A 24,309-nucleotide genomic window follows, 5' to 3' on the forward strand; every position below is an offset into this window, starting at 1 on the left:
ACAGCCCTGCCAGGCGTCAGATACGCAGACGAGTCAGAACCCCGCGACACACCAAGGCAATCACCGATACGCCCGCTGCGCGGGCTACTCGATCAGCATGGAGCGCCTGTTGCGCGGGCTGCTCGATCAGCATGGAGGGCCTGTTGCGCGTCCCTGGCGCACAGCGATCGCGTCGTCGGGCCCCGACGCTAAAGTGACGTTCTGTCGATATTCGAGACGGGTCGCCTCCGCCGAGACGCACCTTCTGAGCTTCGGGCCGCCCGCCTCTCGAGGGAGAAGGAGCCGTCATGAGCGACGAGAACGTGCCGGGACCTCGCACTGAGCGCCTGCGAGCGGGGGTGTACGCGACACGGGACGCCAACGGCACGACCGTGATGGCGTGGCCACGAGCCCTGGCGCTCGGCGACGGCGCGGACGTCGACGAGCGACTCCGGCAGCTCGTCGAGGGCGGGCCGGGCGGTGCCGACGATGCCGTGACTGCGCGGCTGCGCGAGGAAGGCTGGCTCGTCCAGGAGTTCGGGGACGACGACGGTCCCGGCTTCGTCGTCCGCCCGCTGCGGGCCGCGGTCGAGCCCGCTCCTGAGCCGTCCGCCGACCTCGACCTCTCGAGGTTCGCGGTGGTCCGCCGCGACGGCGCCGACCTGCTCGTCGAGTCCCCGCTGGCCAGCGCCGAGATCGTGCTGCAGCGGCGATCGCTGCTCGCCGACGCACTCTCGGGCTCCGGCGGTCTCGCCGCCGCCCTGCGCCGCGAGCTCCAGCGGCACGGGTTCCTCGCGCTGCCGGGCGGACCGGAGGACACCGAGTTCCGCTACCGGCAGTGGGCACCCCACGAGCTGCTCTTCCACGACCGCAGCAGGCAGGGCTATCGCGGCCCGGCCGCCGACTTCGGAGGCACCTGGTGGGGTGGGAAGGCGGGTTTCCCTCCGGAAGGCGCCGCCCCGGTCCCGTTCGGCGGGCGCCGGGTCGCACTCCCCGCGGTCGATCTCGCCGCCCTGCGCGCGAGCGACCCGCCCTACGCCGAGGTCGTCGAGCGCAGGGCGTCCCTGCGCGAGCACGACGACGCCGCGCCGATCGACGTCGCCGAGCTCGGCGAGCTCCTGTTCCGGACGGCCCGGGTCCGCGGGCTGCGCATCGACCACGGGACGGAGGTGGTCAGTTCGCCGCGCCCGTCCGGCGGCTCGCTCGCGGAGCTCGAGCTGTACCTCGCCGTCTCGCGCTGCGCCGGGCTCGGGCCGGCGTTCTACCACTACGACGCGCACCGCCACGAGCTCGAGGAGGTGTGCGGCATCGGCGCTCCCGCCGTGCGCCGGATGGTCCAGGTCGCGAGTGGGGTCGCGGCGACCGGGGTCACCCCGCAGGTCCTGATCGTCGTCTCCGCCCGTGTCGGCCGGGTGATGTGGAAGTACCAGAGGATGGCGCTCGAGCTCGTGCTGAAGGACACCGGGGTGCTCTACCAGGCCCTCGCCGGGGCGTGCAGCGCGATGGGACTGGCGGGCTGCCCGCTCGGCACCGACGACCCCGTCGCCTTCGCCGAGGCGACCGGTCGCGACCCGCTCCTCGAGTGCAGCGTGGGCCAGTTCATCGTCGGCTCGACTCCGCGACCGGTGCCGGCGGTGACGCGATGACCCTCACCGTGGACACCAGCGCCTGCGTCATCGACCACGAGGGGCGCACCTACGGCATGACCGCCGCCGGTGACATCGAGCTGACCGGCGAGGTGGCGGGCTGGATGCGCGTGATCGCGGCGTGGATCCTGGCCGGGGACGACGTCGAGGAGCGGGCGCGGTCGCTCGATCCCGCCCGGGCGGATCAGGTCCGGCGCGTGCGGAGCGCGATGCTCAGCCTCGGCCTCCTCCGGGAGGCTCCCGTCGCCGGTCGCGTCCGCCTCCTCGGCGAGACAGAGCTCCTGCAGCGCGCGGTGGCGCGGAGCGGCCGTGCGCTCCCCGAGTGCTCGCTCGCGGTCGGCCCGGTCGGGGGGCGGTGGCTGATCGACGAGGTCCGCGAGCACCCGGAGCGGACGTACGGGGCGGTGCTGCTGCGTGACGGCGCGGCGCTGGTCGTCGGCCCGGCGCCCGGCGCGGAGCTGCTCCCGGTGCTGGTGGCAGCGGCAGAGCGCGGGGTCGAGGCGGGCAGGCCCGAGGGGCACGTGCTCCGGCTGGCCGTCGCCCAGCTGGTCCGCCGCGCTGCCTCCGGTCGCACGGATCCGTGGCGGGCCACGACGGTCACTGCGGACGGAACCGTGCTCACCCGGATCAGCCCGCACCCGTGGCAGGCCGGGCAGCCGGAGGCGACCGGCCCGTTCGAGGAGCGCGCGATGACGCTCGTCGATCCCGACTTCGGGGTCGTCCGGCTGATCGAGGAGGCGGACCTGCCGCAGGTGCCGCGGCACCACTCCCGAGCGCTGGTCGCCTGCGACGCCGTTACCGACCGGCGCGACGTCGAGGTCGTCGGCGAGGGCGCGGACTTCGCGGAGGCACGGGCGGACGCCGTGCGCCGGGCACTCGCGATCCGCGCGGAGTCGGTCCTCGATCCGCGCCGGGTGCTCGACGCCGCAGGACGCGCCGTCGCCGCGCCGACCGCGACCCTCGAGCAGCTGCGCGCGGCGGTCCGCGACATCGTCGCCGCACCCGCGGAGTGCACCGTGCCGGGCCGGCGCCTGGCCGACAGCGCGACCGTCCGGATACCGGTCTCCCTCGCCTTCCGCTGCTCGGACGCCCCTCCGGCGACTGGCGGCCTCGGGGTCGCCGCCACCGAGGAGGAGGCGCTGAGGCTCGCCGTCGAAGCGGCTCCCACCTCCGATCCGCGGGCGGTCGTGGTCGACCTGGACCACGATCCCGTCGTCGCGCGACTCGGGCTCGTCGTCCGGAAGGTGGTGATCCTGCCGTGAGCACGGGTGAGATCGACGCTGCGGACGCCGCGGACGGACTGCTCCAGGGCGCACTGGCCGGCGTCGGCGCGGCGAGCGGGGTCGTCGTCCGGGCGTCCGACACCTGGCGGATCCCGAGTCGTCCTGCCGCGGACGTCCCGTGGCTGCCCGTGCACGTCGAGGTGAACCGCATCGTCATCGGGCCCCTCGTCCGCCCCGGACTCCCGGGCTGCCCGCGGTGCCTGGCGCTCCGGCGGGAACGCCTCGGCGGCGCGGAGCCGTGGCGGGTGCGGCTGACGGCGGAGTACGCGGAGCAGCTCGAGAGCCGCCGCCCCGAGGCGCTCGACGAGCTGGCGACCGACGTCGCGGCGATCGCGCTCGAGCGCCTCCTGGCCCGGGAGCGCGAGGCTGCGGGTGCCCAGCGCCGGGTCGCGGTGGTCCGCCTCGACACCCTGGCGGTGGAGTTCCACGCCTTCCTCCCCGAGCCCCTCTGCGTGCTCTGCGGCGACCTCCCGGAGGACACCGCCGCGGCTGCCCAGCACGTCCTCGCGCCGCAGCCCAAGACCGTTCCGTTCGGAGCGCGGATCCGCGACGTCGTCGGCGAGGCCGACGCCCTCTGCTCCCTCTACATCGACCCCTTCTGCGGGACGATCGCCGCCACGCGGCGCGGGGACGAGGGCGGGCTGGTCATGGCGGCCGCGCCGATGCCGATGCGGCTCGACGGCCTCGTCGAGCCGGGCTACGGACGCGGCCGCGACTACCGGTCCGCCGAGGTCACCGCGGTGCTGGAGGCGCTCGAGCGCTACGGGGGAGTCGCCCCGGGCGGACGCCGGTCGACGGTGCGCGGGAGCTACCGGGATCTCGCCGCCGAGGCCGTGCATCCCGACGTCTTCGGCCGGCATCCGGACGAGTCCTACGACGATGCGGCCTTCCGCTACCGGCGGTTCGACGAGGACGTGCCGATCCAGTGGGTCTGGGCGCACTCCTTCGCCGAGGGCCGCGCGCGCCTGGTCCCCGAGGCCCTCGCCTACTACTTCTCGCAGCGACTGCGCGGGGACGACCCCGTCTCCTACTACGAGGTCTCGAACGGCTGCGCGCTCGGCTCCTCCTGGGAGGAGGCCGCCCTGCACGGCCTGCTGGAGACGGTCGAGCGCGACGCCTTCCTCTGCACCTGGTACACCCGCAGCACGCCGGCCGGCATCGACCTGAGCAGCTGCCGCGACCCGCTCGTCGCGGAGCAGGCGGCGGCGATCACGGCGGCGACCGGCTACGACGTCGCCGCCTTCGACGTCACGACGGACTGGGGCATCCCGGCGGTGTGGCTGCTGGCGACGCGGCAGGGCGGCTCCGGACCGGCCGCCCTCAGCACGGCCGGGGCGGGTTTGGACCCCGAGCGCGCCCTGCTCGGCGCGATGAACGAGCTCGGCCCGATCCTGGCGGACCTCCTCCGGCGCTACCCGGGCGAGGAGGCGCACGCCGCGGAGATGGTGCGCGACCCCTCCGCCGTGCGCACGATGCTCGACCACTCCGCCCTTTACGCGCACCCGGACGCCCGCCACCGCCTCGACTTCCTCCGCGGCGGTCCGACGATCCGCACCGACGACATCGGCGGAGCGGATCGCGTGCGCCCGGACGCCTCGGACCTGGCGGTCGATCTCCGCGCCGCGGTGGACCGGATCGGCGAGGTGCTCGTCGTCGACCAGACCACGCCGGAGCACCGCGCGGGCGGATTCGCCTGCGTGAAGGTGCTCGTGCCGGGCGCCGTGCCGATGACGTTCGGCCACCGCAATCGCAGGATCGACGGGCTTCCCCGGCTCCTCGAGCTGCCGCGTCGGCTCGGTCGGCTCGACCGCGACCTGCTCCCGGACGAGCTGAACCCCGATCCGCACCCGTTCCCGTGACGCCGTCATCAGGGAGCGGAGCTGACGCGTCGACCGACCCGGGTCTCCGCCGGGGCTCGGAGGTCGCCCATCCGCGCCGACCCGAGACCGCAGACCCGCGGCGGCGCGAGCGCATCCTCGACGCGATGCGCGATCTCGTCCTCCGCTGGGGCTACCGCAAGGTCTGCATGCAGGACGTGGCCGACGCCGCGCACGTCGGCAAGGGCACGCTCTACCTGCACTGGAGCAGCAAGGACGAGCTCCTCGACGCCGTCCTCGTCCGCGAGGCGGGCCGGATCGACGCCGAGCTCGGGGCGGCCCTCCTGCGCCGGCCGGAGCTGGTCGCGTTCGGCCTCACGGCCGCGATGCTCTACCACGGGACCATGGCGGTGCCGCTGCTCAGCGCCTACAACCGAGGGGACAGCGCGGTCCTCGGCTCGCGCGGCGCCCGGCCCGGAGCGCCCGACCGGCTCGGGCTCTCGCTCGTCTCCCGGCTCTCCGATCCGGGCTACCTCGGCGCCCTCAGCCGCCACCACCTCGTGCTCGGCGACGCGCGCTCGGAATCCGGGCGGCTGGCGGTCGGAGCGGTCGTCGGCGGCTTCGTCCTGCGGCCCGAGGGCGCCGGCGACGCGGATCGCAACGGCGACTGCGCCCGGCTCCTCGGCACGGTCCTGCAGCGGTCCTTCGGGCAGCCGACCCACGACCGGCACGCCGAGTACGCAGCGGCGGTGGCCGAGACGGTCTCGCCGGAGGGCCGGTGGGCTGCCCCTCCGGCGTCGCCGCGGACGGCAGAAGGCTCCCGTCCTGCGTGAAGCGGGACGGGAGCCCGGTGCGGCACGCGGAGGGACGCGTGCTCGCTTGCCGCGTCGAAGGGGCGACCGGCGCGCCCTCGGCGCTCAGGCGGCGGGGCCGCCGCAGCAGATGTAGCAGACGCAGTTGGAGTCGGCGAGCTCCTTCATGCCATGACCGGCGGTGAGGGACTCGACGACCCCGCCCTGGTCCGCCACCTCGAACACGGTCATCGGCAGGTCCCGGACGTCCGTCAGGTGCTTCTCGTTCATGGTCTCTTCTCCTTCACTCGGTGCGCGTCGCGCCCGGGTCGATCCCCGAGGCGTCTCCTCGACCCTGCGCCGGTCACCGTCGGGCCCACCCCTCCGATGAACGGGTGACCGGGATCCGAGCTCGGTCACCCCACCGCTCGGCGCATCCGTGGTGGCGCTGCCATCCGCCAGATGGCGGGCGAAAGCGCGTCGCTGTCCGGATGACTCCGGGCCGCTGCGTCGGCAGAGTGGCCGGTGGCGTCGATCCCCTCGCGAGGAGTCGCCCCACCCGCTCTGCCTGTCGAAGGAGACACGATGCACGTCCACGGACCCACCACGAGATCCCGCCGCCTGACGTCGGCACTTGCCGCGGCCGTGGTGGTGCTGCTGCCGCTGACCGGCTGTCAGAGCGCGACCCCGTCGCCCCCGGCCGGCGAGCGCCCGGCCGAGTGCGACGGCGTCGGGCTCACCCGCGTCGGCTACTCGCCGTACTCCAACTCGGGCGGCTACTTCCCGCTGGTCGAGAAGGGACTGCAGAGCGTCCTCGGCGACTGCGGCATCGACGTCGTCACCTCCGACCCCGACGGCGAGTCCGGCGAGCAGGTCTCCGGCATCGAGAACCTCGTCGCGGCCGGCGCCAAGGCGGTGATCGTGTGCCCGACGGACCCGAAGGCGATCTCGCCGGTGGCGCGCCGCCTGGCGGGGCAGGACGTCCTCGTCATCGGCCTCGCGACCGACATCCCCGAGGCGGATGTCGTCTTCAACCTCGACGACCGCGCCTTCGGCGAGCTCGAGGGCGAGAGCGCCGGCGGCTGGCTCGCGGCGAACCGCGCGGACGAGAAGCCCACCGTCGCGATCCTGCACCAGGACTCGGGCGGTGCACCGCTGATCGCCCGGCACGAGGGCGTGATCGCGGGGCTCGACGCGGCGCTCGGGGAGGGGGAGTGGACGCTCGTCAGCGAGGTCGAGGCGTATCAGGAGGACACCGGCAACGCGCAGACCTCGACCGTCCTGCAGGCGCACCCCGATCTCGACCTGATCGTCGGCCTGAACGACTCCAGCGCGCTCGGGGCGCTCTCCGCGGTCAAGGCCTCGGGACGCACCCCCGGCGAGGACGTGGCGATCGTCACGGGCGGCGAGGACGCGCGGATCCTCCAGGGCGTCCTGTCCGGGGAGGTCGTCTCGACGGTGGGACTCTTCCCGGTCCAGCAGGGCGAGATCATCGCCCGAGCGGTCCTCGAGCTCTCCTCGGGCGGCGACGTGGAGCGCGAGCAGATCGTGCCCGTCGAGCTCGTGACGGCGGAGAACGCCCAGGGGATCCTGGACTCCCTCGGATGACGGCACTGCACGGCAGCGCCCCCGTCCTCACCGTCTGCGGAGTGAGCAAGTCCTTCGGCGGGGTCGCGGCCCTCACCGGCGTCGATCTCACGGTGCACGCGGGCCGGATCCTCGGACTGGCCGGCGCCAACGGGGCGGGCAAGTCCACCCTGATCAACATCCTGACCGGCCAGCTGCCACCCGATTCCGGCGAGCTGCGGGTGGACGGGGAGCCCGTCTCGTTCTCCAGCCCTCGGGAGGCGCAGCAGAAGGGCATCGGCGTGGTGCGCCAGGAGCTGGATCTCGTTCCCGATCTCACGATCGCCGAGAACCTCTTCCTCGGCGACGAGCGGGTGTTCCAGCGGGCGCTGCGGCTCGACCGGCGGCGGATGCGCGAGGCCGCTCGCGCGCTGCTGCGCCGGATGGGGCTCGAGAACGACGTCGACACCCCGGTGTGCGACGTGTCGATCGGCGACCGCCAGCTGATCGCGGCCGCCCGCGCGCTGCGCAGCGCCGGATCCGTCCTGCTCCTGGACGAGCCGACGTCCTCGCTCACGCCGTTCGAGGCGGCTCGCCTCTTCCGCGTGATGCGCTCGCTCAGCGACGAGGGCGTCGGCGTCGTCTTCATCTCGCACCGGCTCGACGAGGTCGTCCAGCTCTGCGACAGCATCGTCGTGCTGCGGGACGGGCGCGTCGCCGGCGAATTCGGCGCCACCGCGGCCGTGCTGCCGCAGGTGGTCGACGCCATGGTGCCCGGGTCCGCCGCTGTCACCCGGGTCGAGCGGGCGGCCGTCTTCGGCGAGCCCGCCTTCGTCGGCAGTGCTCTGGTGGTCAAGGGACGCCCGCCCGTCGACCTCGCGATCCGGCGGGGCGAGGTGCTGGGCGTCTTCGGGCTCGTCGGCGCGGGCAAGTCGTCGATCGGCCGCTCGATCGCCGGGCTGGAGGCCCTGCAGTCCGGCTCGATGCAGCTGGCCGGCCGGCCCTACCGTCCCCGCTCCGCCGCCGCCGGCTTCGCCCGCGGTGTCGCGTACCTCTCCGAGGACCGCCGCAGCGAGGGAATCCTGCCGCACCTCAGCGTGCGGCGGAACATGATCGTCCGGGCGCCGCGGAACGTCGCTCGAGGCGGCGTCTTCGACCGGCGCGCGGTGACCGCCCTCGTCGCCGAGATGACGTCCCGGCTGCGGATCAAGGCCGCGAGCGACGCCCTCGACATCCGCTCGCTCTCCGGGGGCAATCAGCAGAAGGTCCTCGTCGGGCGCCTGCTCGCCGAGGACCTGTCCCTGCTCGTCCTCGACGAGCCCACCCACGGCATCGACGTCCGGGCCAAGGCCGATCTCATCGACACGGTCTGGGATCTCACCGCGCAGGGCGTCGCCGTCCTGCTCATCAGCTCGGAGATCGCCGAGCTGCGCGCCGCCTGCGATCGGATCGTCGTCGTCCGCAACGGCGCCGTCGTCCGGGAGCTCCCGGCGACCACCGCCACCGAAGGAGAACTCTTGTCCGCAGCGACCGGAGGCGTGTCATGACCCGCCTCGACACGCCCGTTCCCGGAGTGGCCCGCGCTCCGCGCCGCGGGTTCGACCAGGAGCGCCTCGCCACGATCGTCCTCCCGGTGGCGCTGGCCGTGATGATCGTCGTCTTCGCCGTCAGCTCGACGACGTTCTTCACCGTGGACAACCTCTTCGTCGTGCTGCGGCAGTCGGCGGTGCTCGGCGTCGCGGCGATCGGCGCGACGATCATCCTGATCGCCGGCCGGCTCGACATCAGCCAGGGCGCGCTGATCGCGGCGTCCGGGATCACCTGCGTCTCGCTCCTGCAGGCCGGGCTGCCGCCGCTCGTCGCCGTCCTCGGGGCGATCGCGCTCGGGGCCCTGCTCGGCCTCGTCAACGGCGTCCTGACCGAGAGCCTCCGGATCCCGGGGTTCATCTCGACGCTCGCGGTGGCGCTGGTGGTGCGCGGTGCCGCTCAGGTCTGGACCAGCGGGCAGTCGATCGCGGCGCCGGTCGTCGAGGGCTTCGACCTCCTGCTCTGGGTCGGCACCGGGTCGATCGGCCCGCTCCCGGTCGCGGTGGTGCTCGTGACCGTCCTCTACGTCGTCGCGTGGCTCGTGATGCGCACGACGACCTGGGGACTGCGGTCCTACGCGATCGGCTCGTCCGGGCGGGCCTCGAGGGTCGCGGGGCTGCGGGTGAACCTGCACGCGATGCAGGTCTTCGTGGTCGCCGGGGCGCTCTCGGCGGTGGCCGGCGTGCTCCTCGCGGGGCGGCTCGGCTCCGGATCCGCGAACAACGGCCAGGGCGCCGAGTTCGACATCTTCGCCGCGGTCGTGCTCGGCGGGACCTCGCTCTTCGGCGGCCGCGGCAGCATTCCGCGCACGGCGCTCGGCATCGTCTTCCTCTCGACGCTGAGCAACGGCCTCGTGATCCTGAATGTATCGTCCTACTGGCAGGGCATCGCGACGGGGACCGTGCTGGTGCTCGCCCTGGCGATCGACCGGTTGCGAGCACGCGATGACGAGTGAGGCTGTGACGCATGGAGGGTCTTCTCCGGCGGCTGTCCGAGGGCGGCGAGAGCGGTGCGGACGCGCTGCGCGTCGTCAGCTTCTTCGACAAGCTCCAGCAGTTCCGGGCCGGGATCGACGAGCTGGTGCGCTCGACGGCGATGCTGATCGGGACCGAGGCGGGGTTCGCTGGTCCGGGCGGTGGCTGCGGCTTCGACAGCCTCGGACGCGCGAGGCCGCACGATCCGCCGACCGGCGCGATCAGCACGACGATCGGCGGGGACACGGCGGACGCCGGCCTGGTCTGGGTGGTGCCCGCGAGCAGCGACCCGGACATGGCGCAGCTGATCCTCGAGCGCATGTCCCTGACAGCGGCCACGATCCTCATCCGGCAGGCCGACGCGGCCCGGCTGGGCGACGGCGAGCCGCTGCGGATGCTCATCGAGGCGCTGCCCTCGATCACGGAGCACCGGGAGGAGGCGCTCCGGCGGCTGGGCTTCCGGCCGGACTGGCGAGTGCGCGTCGTCCTCGCCCGGGGCGCGAGCGGACCGCTCTCGGATCCGCGCGGCTGGCGGGAGTGGTGCGGGCCGGAGCACCGCTGCACCGCTCCCGTGCGCTTCGGGACGGCGCACGCGGTGCTGCTGCACGGTCCCGGGACGCGGCCGGGCACGCTCCCCGAGGGCGCCGAGACCGTCGCCGTCGGCGCGACGGCCTCGGCGCTCTCGCCGCGGGACTCCTACCTCTCCGCGCTGCGCACGCTGCGGCTGTGCTCGCCGGTGCTCGGTCCGCGCGCGCTCGCGCACGACGCGCTCGGCTCGTTGCGCTGCCTCGCCCGGGTCTCCCCGGCGGAGGCCGCCGGCTCGGAGCTCGTGCAGCGGATGCAGCTCCTGGTGCGGACGCCCGTCGGTCTGGGCGAGATCCTCGCCCTGGACGCGTACTGCCGCCACGCGAACGTCCGCGCGGCGGCGACGGAGCTCCTGCTGCACCACAGCTCGCTGGGGCACCGGCTGAAGAACGTGGGCGCGAAGCTGGGGATCGACGTGTTCGACGCCGTGCAGCGCAACGACGCGTGGCTCGCGCTGCAGCTGCTGCGCATCGCCGAGGCGGAGCCGGACGAGGCGTGAGCGCCCTGGGCGCGGCAGGCGGTGGCCGCCGTGGACGCTGAGCTCGCCGCCGCCACCGAGCTGATGCTCCGGCCCGATCTGAACGACGTCGAGGGCACCCGGCGACTGATGGGCTCGTCGACGATGCAGCCGTCGTCCGCCGAGGTGGAATTCGGCGGGTCCGTCGCGATCGAGTCGCGCTCGGTGCGCCTCGACGGACACGACATCGGCCTCCGGCTCTATCGCCCGTCGGCGTCCGTCGGGTCCGCGCTGCTCTTCCTGCACGGCGGCGCCTTCGTCGCGGGGGACACCCTCTCCGAGAACGCCCGCTGCCTGCGCTACGCGGGGGACGCGGGCTGCCTCGTCGTCTCGGTCGACTACCGTCTCGCGCCGGAGCACGCGTATCCGCACGGCCTCCGCGACTGCCGGGCGGTGCTCCGGTGGATGATCGAGCGAGCGGCCGAGCTCGGGATCGATCCCGCCCGGATCGCGGTCGCCGGCGTCAGCGCCGGCGGCGCACTGGCGGCGGGAGTGAGCATGCTCGCCCTCGACGAGGGGGAGCGGGTGCCGCGGGCGCAGCTGCTGCTGTTCCCCGTGCTGGACGACCGCCTGCACAGCTCGTCGATGCGGGAGTTCGACGCCACGCCGGTCTGGGACAACCGCAACGCCGCGGTCATGTGGCGGCTCTACCTCGCCGGTGCGCCGGCCGACGAGTACGCGGCACCGGCGCGACGGGAGTCGCTGATCGGACTGCCCGAGACCTATCTCCTGGCCGCCGAGCTCGATCCCCTGCGCGACGAGGCGCTCCGATTCGGAGCGCGGCTCCTCGAGGACCGGGTCCCCGTCGATCTGCGGCTCTGGGCCGGCACGTACCACGTCTTCGATCAGCTGGTGCCGGACGCCGCCGTGTCGCAGGCCAGCCTCGAGGATCAGGTGCGGTTCCTCCGGCGGACGCTGCGGCCCTGAGCCCGGGCGTCGGCGCGTCGGTCAGCCGGTGTCGTCGCCCGGGCGCGCGGCGTCCACTGCTCGCGCGGCCAGGCGGGCGAACGCCGCGCGGAGCTCGACCGGCTCCACATCGGTGATCGGCGCGTCGAAGCGGGCGATCGACGCGGCGACGCCGGGCCAGGACCAGGAGCCGACGCGGATCCGGCAGCGGCCGTCCGGCTCGACGCTCAGCGTGCCGTCGCCGAGGTACGGGGCGATCTGCACGGCGTCGGCGTCGAGGATCGCCGAGCCCCCGCACGGCCAGGTGTCTGCGCCGGTCGAGCCCTTGAAGCGGGCTGAGAGGAACGCCGCGGGGTCGCCGCCCGGCACGGACCGCGGGGTGAAGCTGGCGCCGGTGTGACTGCGGAGCCGGATCCGGTCGACCCGGTAGGTGCGCCAGTCGTCGCGCTCGGGAGTCCAGCCGATCAGGTACCAGCGGCCGCCGGCAAGGACGAGGTGGTGCGGCTCGGTCGTGCGGGCGGCGGGTTCGGCGTCGGCCGGTCCTGCGAAGGAGTCGTAGTCGAACCGCAGGGTCAGCGCGTCGCGGATCGCGTCGCCGATCCGCAGCAGCACCCCGGCGTCGGCGTGCGCCTCGGCCGGGCGGGTCGCGGTGCCGGCGCTCGCCGCGAGTCCGTCGATCCGGTGCGCGAGGCGGCTCGGCAGCAGTCGGCGGATCGTCCGGAGCGCCCGCTCGGCCGCCTCGTCGAGGTCGGTGCCGAGGGCGCCGGCGGTCCGCAGCGCCAGGGCGATCACGACGGCCTGCTCGTCGTCGAAGAGCAGCGGCGGCAGTTCCGTGCCGGCGGCCAGGCGGTAGCCGCCGTCGGGGCCGCGCGTGGTCTCGATCACGTAGTCCAGTTCGCGCAGCCGCTCGACGTCGCGCCGGACGGTGCGCTCGCTCACCTCGAGTCGCCCCGCCAGCACCGGTGCCGACCAGTCGCGGCGCGACTGCAGCAGCGACAGGAGGGTGAGCAGCCGCTTCGAGGTGGAGGGCGAGGAGGAGGTGGGCACGGATCGATCATCGCGCGCGAAGCGGACGTTCCCTGGCCGGTACCGACGAGATCGTGTTCTCAAGCCCCGGAAGAACGGGGAGAACCGCGGCCCCACCACCGCGCAGCGAAGGAGCACACCCATGACCGCAGCAGTCGTCGCCCACCTCAACTTCACCGGAGCGGCCCGCGCCGCCCTCGAGTACTACGCCGCCGTCTTCGGCGGCCGGGCCGTCGTCCGCACATACGGCGACTTCGGGATGCCGGCGGGCCTGCCCGACACCGATCGCGTCGTCCACGGCCAGGTCGTCGGCGCGGGCGGCTTCACCGTGATGGCGTACGACGTCCCCTCGAGCGAGGCGGACCTGCAGGCGGGAGCCACGCGCCGCGAGAACGGCACGACGATCACCGACCGTCCCTTCTTCCTGGCCCTGCAGGCCGCGACGCTCGGGGAGGCGACCGGCCACTGGGACGCGCTCATCGACGGAGCGAGCGTCGTCGAGCCGCTCGCGGCGTCGGCCTGGTCGGCCGGCTTCGGCATGCTCACCGACCGCTTCGGGGTGGTCTGGGCGATCAGCGTCGTCGAGCAGCAGGGCTGAGCGCGGGGCGGGTGGCCGTGTGGCGCGGCCGCCCCTGCCCTCCGGCGCGAATTCCGGGCGACGGATGGCTTTCCGGAGCGCTCTGGGTACTATGTCCCGACGCGGTGGGAGTCCCCTCCTCCGCGCCCGCGGGTCCCAGGCCCGCCCTCAGCTCCACACCCCAGCCCCACCACCCCCAGCCCACAGACGAACGGGAGACGGATGCGCACGACGCGCCCTTCGACGGACCACTCCGCCGCGGACGAGTCGGCGCGCACGCCGCGACCCCACGTCCGGCACGGACGGCAGAAGCGCCACAGCCTGCCGCGGACCCTCGTCAAGGCCGCTGCGACCGTCTCGGGAGTGGGCATCGTCGCCTCGATCTCGATCGTCGCGATCGCCGCGACGCTGCTCGTGCAGTCCGCCCAGCCGTCCGTCAGCCTGCACCCGATCGCGGCGGGCTCCGAGGTCGCGGCCGGCTCGGTCCCCGAGATCGGCGCCCTCGAGGGCGGATTCAACGTCCTCGTCGTCGGCAGCGATTCGCGCCAGGGTCAGGGCGACGCCTACGGTGACCCGGACGAGGAGACCAGCGTCCTCAACGACGTGAACATGCTGATGCACGTCTCGGCCGACCACAGCAACGCGACCGTCGTCAGCTTCCCCCGCGACATGTACGTCGACATCCCGTCCTGCGTCAACGCGGTGACGGGGGAGACCATCCCCGCCCGCTACGACACCAAGATCAACGAGGCGATGGGCAAGGACGTCAGCCTCGGCTGCGTCGCCGGCGTCGCGGAGGAGCTGCTCGGCGTCCGGGTCGACTACGGCGCGGTCGTGCAGTTCAACGGCGTCATCGAGATGTCGAACGCGATCGGCGGAGTCGACGTCTGCGTCGCGACCGAGATCGCGGATCCGTACACCAACACCTACCTCGAGCCCGGCGTGCACTCGCTCGAGGGCATGGCCGCGCTGCAGTTCCTCCGCAGCCGGCACGGCATCGGCGACGGCAGCGACCTGACCCGGATCAGCAACCAGCAGGTCTTCCTCTCCTCGCTGGTCCGCCAGGTCAAGAGCGCCGACACGCTGCTCAACCCGGTCGCGCTCTACGGACTCGCCAAGGCCGCCCTGGGCAACATGACGCTCTCGACCGAGCTCAACAACGTCAATACCCTCGTGCAGATGGGCCTCGCGCTCAAGGACGTCGACATCGCGAACGTCGTGTTCGCGCAGTACCCGACCGGCTCGGTGTCCGGTGGCGTCGTCCCCGACCGCACCGCGGGCGACGTGCTCGCCACCGCCCTGCAGACGGACCAGCCGATCGCCCTCACCGGTGGCACCGGCGCCGGCGCGACGACCTCGGGTGAGCCCGCGGCTCCTGCGGCGACCGAGGCCCCCGCCGCCGGCCCCGCCACGACCGACCCGCTCGCGACCGCGGAGGCGACTCCCGGCGCGACCGCCGCGCCCGGCACGCCCGCGGCCGGCGCACCGGTCGAGCTCCCGGAGGCCATCACCGGCCAGCCCGCCGATCAGCAGACCTGCTCGGTCGGGTTCTTCGGCTGACGCCGGAGGCGGAACCGATGACCGACCCCGTCGTCTCGCGCCGGACAGCGGCCCGTCACGGGCGGCTGCGGCCGCACAGCGGACTCCGGTTCGCCGGGCGGATCCTCGCGGCCTGCGTCGGCGTCGGCGTGCTCAGCACGATCTCGATCGTGGTGATCGCCCTCTCGATGATCGCGGGCAGCGCGCGTCCCTCCGTCGACCTCGGCATCGGCTCGACCGACGCCGGCTCCGCCGTCCCGGAGATCGGCGCGATCGAGGGCGGCGTCAACATCCTGCTCGCGGGCAGCGACAGCGCCGAGGGCTCCGCGGCGGGCGCGTACGGCGACCGCTCCGAGAACCTCAACGACGTCACGATGCTGATGCACATCTCCGAGGACCACTCCACGGTCGAGGTGATCAGCTTCCCCCGCGACATGTACGTGCCGATCCCGTCCTGCACCGACCCGGCGACGGGCACCGTCTCGGACGCGCTCCGCTCCGCCAAGATCAACACCTCGCTGAGCTACGGCGGGCTGGCCTGCACCGTGCAGACCGTGGAGCAGCTCACCGGCCTCGACATCCCCTACGCCGCCCTCATCCAGTTCGACGGCGTCATCGAGATGTCGAACGCGGTGGGTGGGGTCGACGTCTGCGTCGCCACCCCGATCGAGGACGAGTACACCGGCCTGAACCTCACCGCCGGCACGCACACGCTGGTCGGCGCCGAGGCGCTCGCCTTCCTGCGCACCCGGCACGGCGTCGGCGACGGCAGCGACCTCACGCGCATCTCCAGCCAGCAGGTGTACCTGTCGTCGCTGGTGCGCAAGGTGAAGGACGCCTCGACGCTCTCGAACCCCGTCGCCCTCTACGGCCTCGGCAAGGCGGCCGTCTCGAACATGCAGCTCTCCACCTCGCTCGAGAACGTCAACACCCTCGTCTCGATCGGCCTCGCGGTGAAGGACGTGGACCTCGCCAGCGTCGTCTTCGTCCAGTACCCGACCTACATCGACGGCGACGGCGTCTACCCGAGCGAGGAGGCGTCGGCGACGCTGAACGCCGCCCTCCTGGCCGACCAGCCGATCGCCCTCACCGGCAACACCGGCGGCGGCTCGGAGTCGGCCGACGGGTCGACGCCCGCCGCGACCGGCTCGGCGGCTCCCTCGGATCCGGCCACCTCGGACGCGGCCACCTCGGACCCCGCTGCGACCGCGGACCCGGCGACGCCGGCTCCGGGCGAGACCGCCGTCGCCCTCCCGAGCGACGTCACCGGCCAGACCGCCGACCAGCAGACCTGCACCGTCGGCCGCACCCTCGACGAGCAGTAGCGCCGCAGCGCCGGGTGTCACGCCCGGCTCCCGGGTGCGGTTATAGTGGTCGTCGTGCGTTCGCCTGGCGGGCGCTCAGGAGACGTCGCATAGTCCGGTCGAGTGCACCACCCTGCTAAGGTGGAGAACCCTTTATTGGGTTCCGTGGGTTCAAATCCCACCGTCTCCGCACTCCTCGAGAGCCCGCTTCCCCGCGGGCCGATAGCCCTCTGCTCCTCCGGTGCCTGCATCATCGAGGGTCGTGCAGCACTCGTCTCAGCGCATCTTTCTCGCTCGACCGGCTAGCCTGGCGGGATGTCCAGTGCGATCCTCGAGGCCCTGTCCGCAGCTCCCGCCCGGCGGGACGTCGCGTCGATCCGCGGAGCCCTCGCGGAGGTCTCGATCGGCGACTCGGTGCGGGTGCTCGTCCGCTCGCCGCGCTACGGGCTCTACGGCATCGAGGGCGTCGTCCGGCAGGCGGTCGGCGGAGAGCTCGTCGTCGCCGACGTCTTCCTCAACACGGGGACCGAGATCCAGAGCATCGCGCTCGCACCCGAGCCGGAGGCGGGAGCCGACGGGAACCGGTCCGTCGACGGGCTCGCCCACGGAGACCCGGTGCGGGTGACCTTCTCGACGCCGACGATCGGCTCCTTCACCGTGACCGGGCCGCTCACCGCCGGCGGCCGCGACCCCTACCTGCTCGTCGGCAGCTGGATCGTCGCCGAGGACGCGAGCGCCGCCCGCCACGTCGACCGGATCGAGCGGCTCAGCGACGTCGCCCTGCACGTCAAGCACGTCCCCGGGCACCGCTCGGCCGCCGTCGAGGAGTAGCGGGCACGCAGCGCGACAGCGCCGGGCGTCAGGTCTGGCAGCGCGGACACCAGTAGGTGACCCGCAGCTGCAGCTCGTCGTCGCCGAGCTCGCCGCGGCGGATCGCGGTGCCGCAGCGCCGGCACGGCTTGCGGTCGCGGCCGTAGACCCACAGCTGCTGCCCGGGGCGGAGGTTGCCCGTCGTCGTCCGCTCGATGCGCTCGCGGTTGACGGTGATCAGCTTCTTCGCGAGGGCGATGGTGCGGACGAGGTCGCCGCTCTCGCCGACGGGACGCGTGGGCAGCACACCGCGGAGGAAGCAGAGCTCGGCCCGGTAGACGTTGCCGAGCCCGGCCATGATCCGCTGGTCGAGCAGCGCCAGGCCGATCGGCCGCTCGGGGTCGGCGGTGAGGCGACGGAGTGCCTCGTCGGCGTCCCAGTCCGCACCGAGCAGGTCGGGGCCGAGGTAGCCGACGACGTCCTCCTCGGCGGACCGCGGCACGATCTCGAGCAGGCCGAGTTCGAAGCCGACGGCCTGCCACTCGTCCGTCTCGAGCACGATGCGCGCCTGGAAGGCGGGGCGGTGCCACTTCGGCCGGTCGCCGGTCAGCGAGTAGAGGTGCCAGCTGCCCTCCATCTTGAGGTGGGAGTGGATCAGCGCGTCGCCGATGCGCATCAGCAGGTGCTTGCCGCGCGGGACGACGGAGTCGATGGTCTCGCCGGTGAGGTCGACCGTCGCGAACTTCGGCACGCGGACGTCGCAGCGGGTCAGCACCTGGCCGTCGAGGGCGTCGGCGAGGTTGTGGGCGGAGCGGTAGACGGTGTCACCCTCGGGCACGGGCGGTCCTCTCGTGGCGGCCGGCGCTCACGCGCGCAGCCTCAGGCCGCGCGGGTTCGCGACGAACCCGGCGGCGGTCAGGGCGTCGCCGAAGGGCGTGCCCAGGGCGAAGACGCCGTCGATCTTCTCGACGGTGAGCTTCTCGACCCCACGGGAGCGGACCAGCTGCGCGAGCGCTCCGGCCGCGTCCGCCAGGACGGTCTCGTCGGCCGAGAAGGTCAGCGCCGTCTTGCCGCCGCGCTCGAGGTAGACGGCGAGCTCGCCGTCGACGACGGCGACCAGAGCGCCCGCCTTGCGACCGGGCCGGTGGCCCTCGCCCTGCGGCCACGGCAGTGCCGCGCCGAAGGGGTTCGCCGGGTCGGTCGCGGCCAGCGCGAAGACCGGTCGCGCGCGCTGCTGGGCCTCGTCCTGCGGCGCGAAGGTGCGGAGCCGATCGACGCTGCCCGCGGTGCCGAACTGCGCGGCGCCGAGCTTCTCGATGAAGTAGCCGCGGCGGGCGCGGCCCTGCTGCTCGAAGCCGCTGAGCACCTTGTAGGCGAGCGCGAAGCCGCCGAGCACCCCCTCGGCCTGGACGGAGCCGCGGGTGACGATGCCGTAGCGCTCGAGCAGCGTCTCGCCGAGCGCGTGCCCGCGGATCGTCGCGTCCGACTCCGCCAGCGGCACGATCGACCAGCGGCCGCCCGCGGTGGGCGGGCCGACGCGGGTCGCCATGGTGGGCCTGGCGGTCATCCGGCCGCGTGGCGCCCTGGCGCGGGCGGGGGCACGCGGCTGCCGGTGCGCGCCCCCGGTCGAGCCGACGAGGGTGCGCAGCGGAGCGAGCGTGTCGTTCGTGAGCAGGCCCGCCCAGACCAGCTCCCACAGCGCCTCGACCAGCGTCTTGTCGTCGGTGGAGCCGACCGCGTCGGAGAGCTGGCGGAAGAAGTAGCCGCCGCCGGAGCCGAGCACGCCGACGATCTCCTGCTGCAGCTCGCCGAGCGGCACCGCCTCGGCCGCGGGGACGGGCAGCGTGAGCCCGGCGGTGTCGGCGAGGTGTAGGCTCACCCAGCCGTCGTTGCCGGGGAGGGTGCCGGCGCCGGCCCAGAGGACCTCGCCGGTCGCGGTCAGCTCGTCGAGCATGGCGGGCGAGTAGTCGCGCACCCGCGCGGGGAGGATCAGCGACTCCCAGGCCGAGGCGGGGATGGGCGCGCCCGCGAGCTGGTCGATGACGGAGGCGACGCCGTCGATGCCGCGCAGCGAGCCGCCGAGGTGCTGCCAGGCCGGCAGGAAGCGGCCGTAGGCGGCGGCGTCGACCGGCTCGACCTCCTTGCGCAGCGCGGCGAGCGAGCGGCTGCGCAGGCGGCGCAGCACCTCGGAGTCGCACCACTCCGAGCCGGTGCCGTTCGGGCGGAACTCGCCCTCGGAGACGCGCCGCTCGCCGGAGAGCCGGCGAAGGGTGTCGTTGACGACCGCGACGCCGAGGCCGAGCCGCTCGGCGACCGCGACGGCGGTGAACGGGCCGTGGGTGCGGGCGTAGCGGGCGACGAGGTCGCCGAGCGGGTCGCGCACCGGGTCGATGAAGGCGACGGGGACGCCGATGGGCAGCGGCACGCCGAGGGCGTCGCGCAGGCGCGAGGCGTCCTCCATCGCGGCGTAGCGCTGCTCGCCCGCGAGACCGACCGGCAGGACGCGCTTGGCGCGGACCAGCTCGGCGACGATCGCCTCGAGCGTCCCGCGCGCGATCGGCGCGGCCTTCGCGACGTCGGCCGACGTCACCGACTCGTCGACCAGCCGCTCGCCGAGCTCGTCGATCGTCAGCGGGCCGAGCAGGCGGAGCAGGTCCGCCGCTCCCTCGAGGCCGCGCAGGCGCCGCTCCGGCTCGACCCGCTGCAGCTCGCGCTCGATCTGCGCCAGGACGAGCGGGTCGAGCAGCTCGCGCAGCTCGGCGCGGCCCAGCAGCTCGCCGAGGAGCGTCGCGTCGACCGAGAGCGCGGCGGCGCGGCGCTCGGCGAGCGGGCTGTCGCCCTCGTACATGAAGGCGGCGACGTAGCCGAACAGCATCGAGCGGGCGAACGGGCTGGCCGTCGGCGTCTCGACCTCGAGGATCTGCAGCTCCCGGCCGTCGAGCCGCGCGGCGAGGCGCAGCAGCGCGGGCAGGTCGTAGACGTCCTGGAGGCACTCGCGCACCGTCTCGAGGATGATCGGGAAGGTCGGGTAGGTGCGGGCCACGTCGAGCAGCTGGGCAGCGCGCTGGCGCTGCTGCCAGAGCGGCGAGCGCTTGCCCGGGTTGTAGCGGGGCAGCAGCAGCGCCCGCGCCGCGCACTCGCGGAACCGGGCGGCGAAGAGCGCGGAGCCGCCGACCTCGCTGGTCACCAGCTGCTCGAGCTCGTCGCGGTCGAAGAGGAAGAGCTCGGCACCGGGCGGCTCGGACTCGGTGTCGGGGATCCGGACGACGATGCCGTCGTCGCCCGCCATCGCGGCGCCGTCGACCCCGTGCCGCTCGCGGACCCGCGCGCCGATGGCGAGGGCCCAGGGGGAGTGCACCTGCATCCCGTAGGGCGAGTGCAGCACCAGACGCCAGTCGCCCAGCTCGTCGCGGAAGCGCTCGAGCACGAGCGTGCGGTCGTCCGGGATGCGGCCGGTGGCCAGCCGCTGCTCGTCGAGGAAGGACAGCAGGTTGTTGGTCGCGTACTCGTCCAGGCCCGCGGCGGTGCAGCGCTCGCGGGCGGTCTCGACCGCGGCGCCGCCGATCTCGCGGGTGAAGGCGCCGATCGCCTCGCCGAGCTCGGCCGGCCGGCCCTGCGAGTCGCCCTTCCAGAACGGCAGGCGTCCCGGCTCGCCGAAGGCGGGCGTGACGATGACGCGGTCGTAGGTGATCTCCTGGATCCGCCAGCTGGTCGCGCCGAGCGCGAAGACGTCGCCGACGCGCGACTCGTAGACCATCTCCTCGTCGAGCTCGCCGACCCGGTTGCCGGTCGAGCCGGGCTCGCCGACCATGAACACGCCGAACAGCCCGCGGTCGGGGATCGTCCCGCCGCTGGTCACCGCGAGGCGCTGCGCTCCGGGCCGGCCGGTGAGGGTGTTCTCGTCGCGGTCCCAGACGACGCGGGGCCGCAGCTCCGCGAACTGGTCGGAGGGATAGCGGCCGGAGAGCAGGTCGAGCGTCGCCTCGTAGGCCGAGCGCGGCAGGGCGACGAAGGGGGCGCTGCGGCGGACGGTGTCGAACCACTCGTCGACGTCGAGCGATTCCAGTGCCGTGGCGGCGACCGTCTGCTGCGCGAGGATGTCGAGCGGGTTGGCCGGGACCATGATCGCCTCGATCAGGCCGGCGCGCATCCGCTCGGTGGTGACGGCGGAGTGCAGCAGGTCGGCCCGGTGCTTGGGGTAGAACGAGCCTCGCGAGACCTCGCCCACCTGGTGCCCCGCCCGGCCGACGCGCTGGAGCGCACTCGCCACCGACGGCGGGGTCTCGACCTGCACGACGAGGTCGACGGCGCCCATGTCGATGCCGAGCTCGAGGCTCGAGGTGGCGACCACGCAGCGCAGCCGGCCCGACTTGAGGTCGTCCTCGATGATCGCCCGCTGCTCTTTGCTGACCGAGCCGTGGTGCGCGCGGGCGAGGAGCGGCTCGTCCTCGGGAGCGGCCTGACCGGTACCGCTGGTCGCTCCGGCGGCGCCCATCGTCGCGGCGGGGCTCCGGCGGGCGGAGGCGCCGACCGCCTCACCGAGCAGCGCCCCGACCGCGACCGGCTCGCCGGCCTCGCGGGCGCGCTCGGCCTCGGCCTCGCGCCGCTCCGCGTAGATCTCGTTGAGCCGGGCCGTCAGCCGCTCGGCCAGCCGCCGCGAGTTCGCGAAGACGATCGACGAGGTGTGCGCGAGCACGCGGTCGACGATCGACTCCTCCACGTGCGGCCAGATCGAGCCGCTCTGCGGACCGGTGGCGCCCATGGTGGAGCCGTCCTGCGAGGCGGTGGAGCCGAGCTCGGACATGTCCTCGACGGGGACGACGACGCTGAGGTCCCACTGCTTCTCGGAGACCGGGGCGACGATCGTGACGGGGGAGCGGCCGGCCAGGAAGCGCGCGACCTCCTCGCGCGGACGGACCGTGGCCGAGAGCCCGATGCGCTGCACGGGCTGGGGCAGCAGCGCGTCCAGCCGCTCGAGCGAGACCGCGAGGTGCGCGCCGCGCTTGGTGGAGGCGACCGCGTGCACCTCGTCGACGATGACCGTCTCGACCCCGCGCAGCGACTCCCGCGCGGCCGAGGTGAGCATCAGGTAGAGCGACTCGGGGGTGGTGATCAGGATGTCCGGCGGCGTCTTCTGCAGCACCCGGCGCTCGGCCGCGGGGGTGTCTCCGGAGCGGACGCCGACCGTGACCGTCGACGGCGCGCTGCCGATGCCCTCGGCGCTCAGCCGGAGCGCGGTCTGCGTGACGCCGACCAGCGGCGAGCGGAGGTTGCGCTCGACATCGACGCCGAGCGCCTTCAGCGGCGAGACGTAGAGCACGCGGGTGCGGTGCTGCGGGTCCTCCGGCGGCGGGCCCTGGACGAGCCGGTCGATCGCCCACAGGAACGCCGAGAGCGTCTTGCCCGAGCCGGTCGGAGCGACCACGAGGGCGTGCGCGCCGCTCGAGATCGCCGCCCATGCGCCCTCCTGGGCGGCCGTCGGCGCGGGGAAGGCGCCCTCGAACCAGGCCCGCGTGGCGGGGCTGAAGCGATCGAGGACGTGCGGCATGCGTGAATCCTCCCTGCCACCACCGACATTGCCGTGCGCGGGCCCCGCGGGCGAGCCCTTGACGAGCGGTCGCCGCGGCGGGACCTCGTCGGGCGGCACCGGAGTCAGGCGAAGCCCAGCCGCACGAAGGTGCCGATGTCGGCGAGCTCGGCCTGGCTCACGCCGTGGGCCACGCCCTCGTAGACCCTCGCGTCGAGCGCGGTGTGAGCCGGGAACCACTCCGCCGCCGCCGCGACCAGCTCCGGCGGGATCACGGCGTCGAGCGTGCCGCGCCCCCAGAACACCGGCGGACGCTCCTCGGCGAGGACCTCGTCGGCCGCGTCGCCCTCCGCCAGCGGCACCACGAAGCCCGAGAGGGCCACCGCGAACGCGAACCGCCCGGGGGCTCGCCGCAGCAGCTGCACGGCCAGTGCCGCGCCCTGCGAGAAGCCGAGCAGGCCGACAGGACCGTCGTGCTCGAGCGCGTCGAGCCAGTCGAGGACGCCCTGTGCGGCCTCCTCGACCGCGACCGGGTCGGTCCGGGGCTGATCCGGATCCAGCGGCACCCGCAGCGGCCACCAGGCGTTGGCGCCGCCGTCCAGGGCCAGTGGCGCCCGGAGCGAGGCGAGCACCGGCTCCAGCGGCAGGTAGGCGCCGAGCGAGAACAGGTCGCCCTCGTGCGAGCCGTAGCCGTGCAGGAGCACCAGGAGGGGCCGCCCGGCCCGGTCCTTCGCGGAGGAGGACCACAGCACTGCGTTCGCGTCGATAGCCATCGGACCATCATCGCCGAGCCCGCCGGATGCGAGCCGAAACCGGACTGACATGAACGTCGGGTAAGAATGGCCCTATGAGCGTGCGTACCCCTGATCCCAACTCCGGGTGGCTGTCCGACGATGAACTCGCCGAGATCCGCCGTCGGCTCCCGCTGCTGTACGTCGAGGCGGTGCCCGTCCGCGTCGACGGACTCGGCCAGGTGACCGAGGTCGGGGTGCTCCTGCGGGCGACCGCCTCGGGGCAGATCACGCGCACCATCGTCTCCGGCCGGGTGATGTACGGCGAGACCCTCCGCGACGCGCTCTTCCGCCACCTCGAGAAGGACCTCGGCCCGATGGCGTTCCCGCTGCTGCCGGCAAGCCCCCTGCCCTTCCACGTCGCCGAGTACTTCCCCATGCCCGGCATGGGCCCCTTCACCGACGACCGGCAGCACGCCGTCTCGCTCGCCTACGTCGTCCCCGTCACCGGCACCTGCGACCCCCGCCAGGACGCCCTCGAACTGACCTGGATGACCCCCGACGAGGCCTGCTCCGACGCCGTCTCCGCCGAGATGGAGGGCGGGCGCGGCGCGTTGCTGCGCGCCGCACTCGCATCGGTGGGGAAGCTCCGGTAGCGCGCAGCGTGCCTCCTCGCGCGCCGCGGGGCGGCGCGCCGCGGTCGGCTCTTGCAGGTGGTCGGGCCCCGTAGAGCGTCCGACGTCCGCCTGGCGGAATTCGCTGGCACGCGAATTCCTCTTACGGCTCGAAGCGCGCTCTCGCGCCGAGACTAGGGGCGAGGGGCTTCGCATTCGCTGGCACGAGGCAGCCGCCTCCATTGAGTCGTCCGGTGCGGCGCGGGGCGGCGCGCGACATGCTGGCCGAGTAGCGCGGAGCGCGTCTCGAGCGGCGAAGCCGCTTCGCGTCTCGGTGGTGAGGAAAAGGACACGGCGGCGCCGCGTCATGGTGGTCGAGTAGCCCTGCAGGGGCGTATCGAGACCCGCCGTCGCCAGCATGGGCGGGTCTGCAGACTCGTCTTTTAGCGATGGTGGATCTCGATACGCCCGCTCCGCGGGCTACTCGATCAGCATGGCTTTCCCATACGGACTTGGTGAACTTTCCTAGG

Annotated in this window: 19 protein-coding genes and 1 tRNA gene; 15 read left to right on the forward strand and 5 right to left on the reverse strand. The window is 73.8% G+C overall.

The window, feature by feature from the left end; genetic code table 11:
- Window positions 1–287 precede the first annotated feature (287 nt).
- The 4 genes from MT351_RS14835 (at window position 288) to MT351_RS14850 (ending at window position 5,558) form a co-directional block, all read left to right on the forward strand.
- On the forward strand, window positions 288–1,625 hold the full coding sequence (locus tag MT351_RS14835) for a SagB family peptide dehydrogenase (protein ID WP_132436063.1): 1,338 nt from the start codon (window positions 288–290) through the stop codon (window positions 1,623–1,625).
- Window positions 1,622–2,887, forward strand: coding sequence for a hypothetical protein (locus MT351_RS14840; protein ID WP_132436062.1), 1,266 nt, complete (start codon window positions 1,622–1,624; stop codon window positions 2,885–2,887). Before MT351_RS14835 ends, MT351_RS14840 begins: the two co-directional genes overlap by 4 nt.
- Complete coding sequence (locus MT351_RS14845) at window positions 2,884–4,767, forward strand: TOMM precursor leader peptide-binding protein (RefSeq protein ID WP_132436061.1); 1,884 nt, start codon at window positions 2,884–2,886, stop codon at window positions 4,765–4,767. The genes MT351_RS14840 and MT351_RS14845 overlap by 4 nt, the downstream gene beginning before the upstream one ends.
- Before the next feature lie 125 nt (window positions 4,768–4,892).
- A complete protein-coding gene (locus MT351_RS14850; protein ID WP_132436060.1) occupies window positions 4,893–5,558 on the forward strand; it encodes a TetR/AcrR family transcriptional regulator in 666 nt (221 codons plus the stop codon).
- Window positions 5,559–5,642: 84 nt separating this feature from the next.
- Here the strand turns inward: MT351_RS14850 and MT351_RS14855 are convergent, their stop codons facing one another.
- The gene (locus tag MT351_RS14855) at window positions 5,643–5,807 is read right to left on the reverse strand and encodes a thiomuracin/GE37468 family thiazolyl RiPP peptide (protein WP_123445007.1); all 165 of its coding nucleotides are present in this window, start codon (window positions 5,805–5,807) and stop codon (window positions 5,643–5,645) included.
- A gap of 294 nt (window positions 5,808–6,101) precedes the next feature.
- On the opposite strand from MT351_RS14855, the gene MT351_RS14860 reads away from it, so the two are divergent.
- From MT351_RS14860 to MT351_RS14880, 5 genes are read left to right on the forward strand one after another with little or no spacing between them, the layout of a single operon-like run.
- A complete protein-coding gene (locus tag MT351_RS14860) occupies window positions 6,102–7,124 on the forward strand; it encodes a sugar ABC transporter substrate-binding protein (RefSeq protein ID WP_123735001.1) in 1,023 nt (340 codons plus the stop codon).
- Complete coding sequence (locus MT351_RS14865) at window positions 7,121–8,629, forward strand: sugar ABC transporter ATP-binding protein (RefSeq protein WP_132436059.1); 1,509 nt, start codon at window positions 7,121–7,123, stop codon at window positions 8,627–8,629. The genes MT351_RS14860 and MT351_RS14865 overlap by 4 nt, the downstream gene beginning before the upstream one ends.
- On the forward strand, window positions 8,626–9,624 hold the full coding sequence (locus MT351_RS14870) for an ABC transporter permease (RefSeq protein WP_123733488.1): 999 nt from the start codon (window positions 8,626–8,628) through the stop codon (window positions 9,622–9,624). The genes MT351_RS14865 and MT351_RS14870 overlap by 4 nt, the downstream gene beginning before the upstream one ends.
- Before the next feature lie 11 nt (window positions 9,625–9,635).
- Entirely contained in the window at window positions 9,636–10,727 is a 1,092-nt protein-coding gene (locus MT351_RS14875; RefSeq protein ID WP_132436058.1) for a helix-turn-helix domain-containing protein, read from the forward strand.
- 30 nt (window positions 10,728–10,757) lie between these two features.
- Window positions 10,758–11,672 carry an alpha/beta hydrolase gene (locus tag MT351_RS14880; RefSeq protein WP_132436057.1) on the forward strand — a complete coding sequence of 305 codons (915 nt, stop codon included), beginning with the start codon at window positions 10,758–10,760 and terminating at the stop codon, window positions 11,670–11,672.
- Between the two features lie 21 nt (window positions 11,673–11,693).
- Here MT351_RS14880 and MT351_RS14885 read toward each other — a convergent pair whose 3' ends face one another.
- Window positions 11,694–12,698 (reverse strand): YafY family protein, encoded by a 1,005-nt coding sequence (locus tag MT351_RS14885; protein WP_243582556.1) that lies wholly within the window; start codon window positions 12,696–12,698, stop codon window positions 11,694–11,696.
- A 121-nt stretch (window positions 12,699–12,819) separates the two neighbouring features.
- Here MT351_RS14885 and MT351_RS14890 point away from each other — a divergent pair, with 121 nt between their 5' ends.
- The 5 genes from MT351_RS14890 to MT351_RS14910 all read left to right on the forward strand — a co-directional run bounded on the left by MT351_RS14890 (window position 12,820) and on the right by MT351_RS14910 (window position 16,928).
- Window positions 12,820–13,275 (forward strand): VOC family protein, encoded by a 456-nt coding sequence (locus MT351_RS14890; protein ID WP_132436055.1) that lies wholly within the window; start codon window positions 12,820–12,822, stop codon window positions 13,273–13,275.
- A gap of 201 nt (window positions 13,276–13,476) precedes the next feature.
- Window positions 13,477–14,814, forward strand: coding sequence for an LCP family protein (locus MT351_RS14895; protein WP_123735007.1), 1,338 nt, complete (start codon window positions 13,477–13,479; stop codon window positions 14,812–14,814).
- A gap of 17 nt (window positions 14,815–14,831) precedes the next feature.
- On the forward strand, window positions 14,832–16,118 hold the full coding sequence (locus MT351_RS14900; protein ID WP_243582557.1) for an LCP family protein: 1,287 nt from the start codon (window positions 14,832–14,834) through the stop codon (window positions 16,116–16,118).
- A 78-nt stretch (window positions 16,119–16,196) separates the two neighbouring features.
- Window positions 16,197–16,287, forward strand: a tRNA-Ser gene (locus MT351_RS14905).
- Between the two features lie 125 nt (window positions 16,288–16,412).
- A complete protein-coding gene (locus MT351_RS14910) occupies window positions 16,413–16,928 on the forward strand; it encodes a hypothetical protein (RefSeq protein ID WP_123735009.1) in 516 nt (171 codons plus the stop codon).
- 28 nt (window positions 16,929–16,956) lie between these two features.
- Here MT351_RS14910 and MT351_RS14915 read toward each other — a convergent pair whose 3' ends face one another.
- The 3 genes from MT351_RS14915 to MT351_RS14925 all read right to left on the reverse strand — a co-directional run bounded on the left by MT351_RS14915 (window position 16,957) and on the right by MT351_RS14925 (window position 23,207).
- On the reverse strand, window positions 16,957–17,745 hold the full coding sequence (locus tag MT351_RS14915) for a DNA-formamidopyrimidine glycosylase family protein (RefSeq protein WP_132436054.1): 789 nt from the start codon (window positions 17,743–17,745) through the stop codon (window positions 16,957–16,959).
- Between the two features lie 27 nt (window positions 17,746–17,772).
- Window positions 17,773–22,455, reverse strand: coding sequence for an ATP-dependent helicase (locus MT351_RS14920; RefSeq protein WP_132436053.1), 4,683 nt, complete (start codon window positions 22,453–22,455; stop codon window positions 17,773–17,775).
- Window positions 22,456–22,559: 104 nt separating this feature from the next.
- Window positions 22,560–23,207, reverse strand: a complete 648-nt coding sequence (locus MT351_RS14925) for an alpha/beta hydrolase (protein WP_132436052.1) — start codon at window positions 23,205–23,207, stop codon at window positions 22,560–22,562.
- Between the two features lie 74 nt (window positions 23,208–23,281).
- Here MT351_RS14925 and MT351_RS14930 point away from each other — a divergent pair, with 74 nt between their 5' ends.
- A complete protein-coding gene (locus MT351_RS14930; RefSeq protein ID WP_123445016.1) occupies window positions 23,282–23,821 on the forward strand; it encodes an NUDIX hydrolase family protein in 540 nt (179 codons plus the stop codon).
- Window positions 23,822–24,309: the final 488 nt, after the last annotated feature.

Source organism: Rathayibacter sp. VKM Ac-2926, assembly GCF_022815565.1.
Lineage (GTDB): Bacteria > Actinomycetota > Actinomycetes > Actinomycetales > Microbacteriaceae > Rathayibacter > Rathayibacter festucae.

What these genes read in the sequence shown, in the direction of transcription:
- MT351_RS14835 (WP_132436063.1), top strand. Translation starts at nt 288, where the DNA reads ATGAGCGACGAGAACGTGCCGGGACCTCGCACTGAGCGCCTGCGAGCG.
- MT351_RS14840 (WP_132436062.1), top strand. Translation starts at nt 1,622, where the DNA reads ATGACCCTCACCGTGGACACCAGCGCCTGCGTCATCGACCACGAGGGG.
- MT351_RS14850 (WP_132436060.1), top strand. Translation starts at nt 4,893, where the DNA reads ATGCGCGATCTCGTCCTCCGCTGGGGCTACCGCAAGGTCTGCATGCAG.
- MT351_RS14855 (WP_123445007.1), bottom strand. Translation starts at nt 5,807, where the DNA reads ATGAACGAGAAGCACCTGACGGACGTCCGGGACCTGCCGATGACCGTG.
- MT351_RS14860 (WP_123735001.1), top strand. Translation starts at nt 6,102, where the DNA reads ATGCACGTCCACGGACCCACCACGAGATCCCGCCGCCTGACGTCGGCA.
- MT351_RS14865 (WP_132436059.1), top strand. Translation starts at nt 7,121, where the DNA reads ATGACGGCACTGCACGGCAGCGCCCCCGTCCTCACCGTCTGCGGAGTG.
- MT351_RS14870 (WP_123733488.1), top strand. Translation starts at nt 8,626, where the DNA reads ATGACCCGCCTCGACACGCCCGTTCCCGGAGTGGCCCGCGCTCCGCGC.
- MT351_RS14875 (WP_132436058.1), top strand. Translation starts at nt 9,636, where the DNA reads ATGGAGGGTCTTCTCCGGCGGCTGTCCGAGGGCGGCGAGAGCGGTGCG.
- MT351_RS14890 (WP_132436055.1), top strand. Translation starts at nt 12,820, where the DNA reads ATGACCGCAGCAGTCGTCGCCCACCTCAACTTCACCGGAGCGGCCCGC.
- MT351_RS14895 (WP_123735007.1), top strand. Translation starts at nt 13,477, where the DNA reads ATGCGCACGACGCGCCCTTCGACGGACCACTCCGCCGCGGACGAGTCG.
- MT351_RS14900 (WP_243582557.1), top strand. Translation starts at nt 14,832, where the DNA reads ATGACCGACCCCGTCGTCTCGCGCCGGACAGCGGCCCGTCACGGGCGG.
- MT351_RS14910 (WP_123735009.1), top strand. Translation starts at nt 16,413, where the DNA reads ATGTCCAGTGCGATCCTCGAGGCCCTGTCCGCAGCTCCCGCCCGGCGG.
- MT351_RS14920 (WP_132436053.1), bottom strand. Translation starts at nt 22,455, where the DNA reads ATGCCGCACGTCCTCGATCGCTTCAGCCCCGCCACGCGGGCCTGGTTC.
- MT351_RS14925 (WP_132436052.1), bottom strand. Translation starts at nt 23,207, where the DNA reads ATGGCTATCGACGCGAACGCAGTGCTGTGGTCCTCCTCCGCGAAGGAC.
- MT351_RS14930 (WP_123445016.1), top strand. Translation starts at nt 23,282, where the DNA reads ATGAGCGTGCGTACCCCTGATCCCAACTCCGGGTGGCTGTCCGACGAT.